Below are 5,789 nucleotides of genomic sequence, written 5' to 3'. Positions count from 1 at the left end.
GCCCGCCTGACGATTCGCTTCCTCTTATCATTTCAATTTACTGTCAAATACCTGTGACAAGCTGACGGGCTTGCACCCGCGCACGGTCGCCCGTACCGCACGTCCCGCCTGCCGTGACCCGCGCGGTGTCCCGCCCACCCGACCGACACCCGATGCCCGCGATGCCACGCCTGCCGATCCGTTTCGCCCTTGCCGCCAGCCTGTCCACCGTCTTCGCCCTCACCGCGTGCGGAGGCGACGATGTCGCCGCCGTCGCGCGTTCGGATGCGCAAACGCCGTCCGGCGGCACCCCGACCACGCCTGCGCCCACGCCGCCCGCCACCGTCACGCCGCAACCGGGCAAGTGGAAGGCCGCTCGCGCGGGCGACCTGATCGACGTGACGCTCGGCGACCTCCACCCGACGCAGGGCGCGATCGGCTACGACCAGATCTACTACAAGCTCGGCCGCTACGAACTGCAGCCCGACAAGAAATTCGACGACTTCTGCGCTGACGAAGGCCTGGTCGGCGTCGCTTCGGGCGGCTACACGGCCAAGTCGACGCTGCGCGAGCCCGCGAGCTACACGTGCACGACGACCGACGCGAACGCCCGCGACCGCTCGGTGCTGAACCCGGTCGTGATCGGCCCGAACGGCGATGCGTTGTACCTGACCGACGGCCATCACGGCCTGTCGACCTACTACGAGACGCCCGACGGCGGCCCGGCGCTGCACGTGCACGTCGTCGTCAAGGACAACCTCAGCGACTACTCGGGTGACGCGTTCTGGCAGCAGATGCAGAGCCGCGGCTATCTGCGCCTCAAGAACGGCGAAGGCAAGCCGATCACGACCGCGCAACTGCCGACCGGGCTCGGCCTGAAACTCGGGATGACGAACGACCGCTACCGCTCGCTCGTCTATTTCACGCGCGACATCGGCTACAGCAAGCCCGCGCAAGCGACCGACTATCTCGAGTTCTACTGGGCCGACTGGCTGCGCGCGCAACCGGGCACGTTCGCGCTCGCCGGCTATGACCTGACGCGCGCCGGCACAACCGACCCGGATCCGGCGAAGGCCAACACGGGCTACCTGAACGCAGTCTGGAATGCGTCGACGCGCATGGTCGCGGCCACGGACCCGGTGATCGACGGCAAGACGGGCGCCGACCTCGGCCGCGCGGACGCGATCAACGGCGGGAAGAAATACAACAAGGGAGAATTCGACAAGCTGCGCCAGCCGATCACGGCGGACAAGCCCGGCAAGATCGCGTACGCGCTCGACTACAAGGCGCGCCACGCACTGCCGCAGTAAGGTAAGCGGCACACCGCGCAGGAAGGAAACCCCGGCCGGCGTTGCCGGACGGGGCCTGCAGGCTCAGAGCACCTTGCGGTACCCGTCGTCGTCGCTTGCGGCGTCGAGGTGCGACACGTCGGCCCACTGCACGACTTGCGCGCGGCCATCGACGTAATCGACGACGTTGATGCTCGTGTTGAGCAGCTGATAGTTGCGCGGCGCCGACAGCTCGATGCCGTTCGCGAAACGATAGACGCAGTCGAGCACGCCGCCATGCGCGACGCACGCGATCCGGCCGCCCGGATGCTCGGCGACGATCGGTTCGAGCGCATGCAGCACGCGGTGGTAAAACTCGCGCTGCGACTCGCCGCCCTCCGGCGCGAAGCCGGGGTCGCGCGTCTGCCAGGCCGCGTACGCGTCGGGGAACAGCGTCTCGATCTCGGCGCTGTCGTGCCCCTGAAACTGGCCGTACGAGCGTTCGCGCAGCCCTTCTCGAAGCCGCAGCGACAGGCCGAGCGCGTCGGCGAACGGCTGTGCGGTTTGCTGCGCGCGCATCAGGTCGCTCGAATAGATCGCGTCGAGCCGTGCGCCGTCACGCGCGTCGCGGGCGAGCCGTGCGGCCAGCTTTTGTGCCTGCTCGAGGCCCGTTTCGGCCAGCGGAATGTCGATGTGACCCTGGATGCGCTTGATGCGGTTCCAGGCCGTCTCGCCATGGCGGATGAAAAGAATCTGCGTGGTGGCCATCGCGGCGCGTCTCCGGGGAAGAATCAGGGCCGCACTTGCAGCCAGAATGTCACGGGGCCGTCGTTGACGAGCGACACCTGCATGTCCGCGCCGAACTCGCCCGTCTCGACGACCGGATGGCGCGCACGCGCGGCCGCGACGAAATAGTCGAACAGTCGCGCGCCTTCGTCGGGCGGTGCGGCCGGCGTGAAGCTCGGACGCAGCCCGCTGTTGGTATCGGCCGCCAGCGTGAACTGCGACACGAGCAGCAGGCCGCCTGCGCGGCCCTCACCGTCGATATTCGACACCGGCAGGTTCATCTTGCCGGCGGCGTCGCTGAACACGCGATAGCCGAGCATCTTCGCGAGCAGCTTGTCGGCCGCCGCATCGGTGTCGCCGCGCTCCGCGCAGACCAGCGCGAGCAGGCCCGCACCGATCTCGCCGGTCGTGCGGTCGCCGACGCGCACGTCGGCGCGCTTCACGCGCTGGATCAGCGCGATCATGCGGTCAGCGTGACACGCGCGAAGCGGCGCTTGCCGACCTGCACGACGAACTCGCCGGCTTCGACCTTCAGGCCCTTGTCCGACACGGTCGCGCCATCGATCTTCACGCCGCCCTGCTCGATGTTGCGCAGTGCCTCGCTCGTCGACGGCACGAGACCGGCCTGCTTCAGCAGCTGGCCAATCGCCAGCGGCGCGCCCGCGAGCGTGACCGACGGAATGTCGTCCGGCACGCCGCCCTTCGCGCGGTGGTTGAAGTCCTCGAGCGCACGCTCGGCGTCGGCCTGCGAGTGGAAGCGCGCGACGATTTCCTGCGCCAGCAGCACCTTGAAATCACGCGGGTTGCGGCCGCCTTCGATCTCGCGCTTGAAGCCGCCGATCTCGTCCATCGGGCGGAACGACAGCAGCTCGAAGTAACGCCACATCAGCGTGTCCGAGATGCTCATCAGCTTGCCGAACATGTCGTTCGGCTGCTCGCTGATGCCGACGTAGTTGCCCTTCGACTTCGACATCTTCTCGACGCCGTCGAGACCTTCGAGCAGCGGCATCGTCAGAATGCACTGCTGTTCCTGACCGTACTGCTTCTGCAGTTCGCGGCCGACCAGCAGGTTGAACTTCTGGTCGGTGCCGCCGAGTTCGAGGTCGGCGTTCAGCGCGACCGAGTCGTAGCCCTGCATCAGCGGGTACAGGAATTCGTGGATCGAGATCGGCACGCCGCCCTGGAAGCGCTTCGTGAAATCCTCGCGCTCGAGGATCCGCGCGACCGTGTAGCGCGACGCGAGCTTGATCATCCCGTCCGCGCCGAGCGGCATCGACCATTCGCTGTTGTAGCGGATTTCGGTCTTGTCGCGGTCGAGCACGAGCGCGGCCTGCTCGAAGTAGGTCTTCGCGTTCGATTCGATCTGCTCGCGCGTGAGCGGCGGGCGCGTCGCGTTGCGGCCCGACGGGTCGCCGATCAGCGACGTGAAATCGCCGATCAGGAAGATCACCGTGTGGCCGAGGTCCTGCAGCTGACGCATCTTGTTCAGCACGACCGTATGGCCGATGTGGATGTCAGGCGCGGTCGGGTCGAGGCCGAGCTTGATGCGAAGCGGCGTGCCCGTCGCCGCGCTGCGCGCGAGCTTCTGCGCGAACTCTTCCTCGACCAGCAGCTCGTCGACGCCGCGCTTCGTGACGGCGAGCGCATGCCGGACTTCGTCGGTGATCGGGAAAACAGGCTTGGAACTGGGTTCGGTGCTCATCGGTGCCAGGAAGAATGTCGCAAAGACAGGGATTTTCCCATAACTTGCGCGCCCATCGCTTAACGGCGCGTCACGTTGCGCGGATAATCGGGCGCAAGGCGCGCGGCACCGGCCCGCGCCGCACGATCCAGGAGAACCCAACGTGCCGCAACGACAGCCGCAAAACGCCCATCCGGCCGACGGCATCTACTTCGGGCTGATGTCGGGAACCAGCATGGACGGCGTCGATGGCGTCGCCGTGCGTTTCGAGGCCGGCAAGGCGCCGGTCGTGCTCGCGGAAGCGTTCGTCGGCTTCGCGCAATCGCTGCGCGACGCGCTGTTCGCGCTGCAGCAGCCCGGCGACGACGAGATCGACCGCGAATCGCTCGCGGCGAACGCACTGGTCGCACGCTACGCGGTGTGCTGCCACGAATTGCAGCGCACGGCCGGGCTGTCGCGCGACGAGATCCGCGGGATCGGCGTGCACGGCCAGACCGTGCGCCATCGCCCCGAGCGCGGCTATACGCGGCAGATCAACAACCCGGCACTGCTCGCCGAGCTGACCCAGGTCGACGTGATCGCCGATTTCCGCAGCCGCGACGTCGCAGCGGGCGGCCATGGCGCGCCGCTCGCGCCGGCCTTCCATGCCACGGTGTTCGGCGCGCCGGGCGAGACACGCGTCGTCTGCAATCTCGGCGGGATCAGCAACATCACGATCCTGCCCGGCGAAGGCGGCGACGTGCGCGGCTTCGACTGCGGCCCCGCGAATGCGCTGCTCGACGAATGGGCGACCCGACATCTCGGCAAGCCGTACGACGACGGCGGCAAGTTCGCCGCGCGCGGCACCGTCCACGCGCCGCTGCTCGACGCGCTGCTCGACGAACCGTATTTCGCCGCACCGCCGCCGAAAAGCACCGGGCGCGACCTGTTCAATCCCGCATGGCTCGACGCAAAGCTCGCCGCGTTCGCACAGGTGGCGCCAGAGGATGTGCAGGCGACCCTCACCGCGCTCACCGCCGTGTCGGTCGCACGCGAGATCGCGCAGCACGCAGCGGGCTGCAAGGCCGTGTTCGTCTGCGGCGGCGGCGCACGCAATCCGGTGCTGCTCGACGCGCTCCGGCACGCGCTGCGCGAGGCCGGCGTGCCGGCCGGTGCGGTGCAGCTGCTGCCGGGCACGGGCGAAACCGTCGGTGCGGCGCTGGTGGCCGATGCGCGTACGCGTGCGGTGATGTTCACCGGCTCGACCGAAGTCGCGCGCCTGATCAACAAGACGCTGTCCTCGCGCCTCGACCCGGACGGCAAGCCGATCCCGCTGATCGCCGAAACGGGCGGCCAGAACGCGATGATCGTCGACTCGTCGGCGCTCGCGGAGCAGGTCGTCGCGGACGTGATGCAGTCGTCTTTCGACTCGGCCGGTCAACGGTGTTCGGCGCTGCGCGTTCTGTGTCTGCAGGACGACGTCGCAGACCGCACGCTGACGATGCTCAAGGGCGCGATGCACGAGCTGGCGCTCGGCAACCCCGACCGCCTGTCGACGGACGTCGGCCCGGTGATCGACGGTGAAGCGAAGCAGACGATCGACACGCACGTCGCGGCGATGAAGGACAAGGGGCACGGCGTCACGCAGCTGCCGGCGCCCGAGGCCTGCGCGCACGGCACGTTCGTGCCGCCGACGCTGATCGAGATCGGCAGCATCGACGAGCTGAAGCGCGAGGTGTTCGGCCCCGTGCTGCACGTGGTGCGTTACCGCCGCAGCCAGCTCGACAAGCTGCTGGAGCAGATCCGCGCGACCGGCTACGGCCTGACGCTCGGCATCCACACGCGGATCGACGAGACGATCGCGCACGTGATCTCGAATGCGCACGTCGGCAACATCTACGTGAACCGCAACGTGATCGGCGCGGTGGTCGGCGTGCAGCCGTTCGGTGGCGAAGGGCTGTCGGGCACGGGCCCGAAGGCCGGCGGCGCGCTGTACCTGCAGCGCCTGCTCGCGACGCGTCCGTCGGGCCTGCCGCGTTCGCTCGCGCAGACGCTGATCGCGGACGGCGCGGTGGAAGGCGACGCGCGCGGCAACC

Annotated in this window: 5 protein-coding genes; 2 read left to right on the top strand and 3 right to left on the bottom strand. The window is 68.4% G+C overall.

The genetic code is table 11. The features are described 5' to 3' along the window. Positions 1–161: 161 nt before the first annotated feature. A complete protein-coding gene (locus tag G3N93_RS32690) occupies positions 162–1,289 on the top strand; it encodes a ParB/Srx family N-terminal domain-containing protein (RefSeq protein ID WP_206134811.1) in 1,128 nt (375 codons plus the stop codon). Positions 1,290–1,352: 63 nt separating this feature from the next. Here G3N93_RS32690 and G3N93_RS32685 read toward each other — a convergent pair whose 3' ends face one another. From G3N93_RS32685 to tyrS, 3 genes are read right to left on the bottom strand one after another with little or no spacing between them, the layout of a single operon-like run. Next, positions 1,353–2,015: a histidine phosphatase family protein gene (locus tag G3N93_RS32685; protein WP_011350960.1), complete on the bottom strand. Its 663-nt coding sequence runs from the start codon at positions 2,013–2,015 to the stop codon at positions 1,353–1,355. A 23-nt stretch (positions 2,016–2,038) separates the two neighbouring features. After that, positions 2,039–2,497, bottom strand: a complete 459-nt coding sequence (gene dtd, locus G3N93_RS32680) for a D-aminoacyl-tRNA deacylase (protein WP_011350959.1) — start codon at positions 2,495–2,497, stop codon at positions 2,039–2,041. Then, entirely contained in the window at positions 2,494–3,735 is a 1,242-nt protein-coding gene (gene tyrS, locus G3N93_RS32675) for a tyrosine--tRNA ligase (protein WP_122944484.1), read from the bottom strand. The genes dtd and tyrS overlap by 4 nt, the downstream gene beginning before the upstream one ends. A 142-nt stretch (positions 3,736–3,877) precedes the next feature. Here tyrS and G3N93_RS41835 point away from each other — a divergent pair. Further along, the coding region (locus G3N93_RS41835) for an anhydro-N-acetylmuramic acid kinase (RefSeq protein ID WP_374196528.1) at positions 3,878–5,789 on the top strand (1,912 nt) is incomplete at its 3' end.

This window comes from Burkholderia sp. Se-20378 (assembly GCF_017104665.1).
Lineage (GTDB): Bacteria > Pseudomonadota > Gammaproteobacteria > Burkholderiales > Burkholderiaceae > Burkholderia > Burkholderia lata.
This window is presented reverse-complemented; position numbering and strand designations above follow the sequence as displayed.

Excerpts from the sequence above, each read along its gene's own strand:
- G3N93_RS32685 (WP_011350960.1), bottom strand. The coding sequence starts at position 2,015 with ATGGCCACCACGCAGATTCTTTTCATCCGCCATGGCGAGACGGCCTGG.
- tyrS (WP_122944484.1), bottom strand. The coding sequence starts at position 3,735 with ATGAGCACCGAACCCAGTTCCAAGCCTGTTTTCCCGATCACCGACGAA.
- dtd (WP_011350959.1), bottom strand. The coding sequence starts at position 2,497 with ATGATCGCGCTGATCCAGCGCGTGAAGCGCGCCGACGTGCGCGTCGGC.
- G3N93_RS32690 (WP_206134811.1), top strand. The coding sequence starts at position 162 with ATGCCACGCCTGCCGATCCGTTTCGCCCTTGCCGCCAGCCTGTCCACC.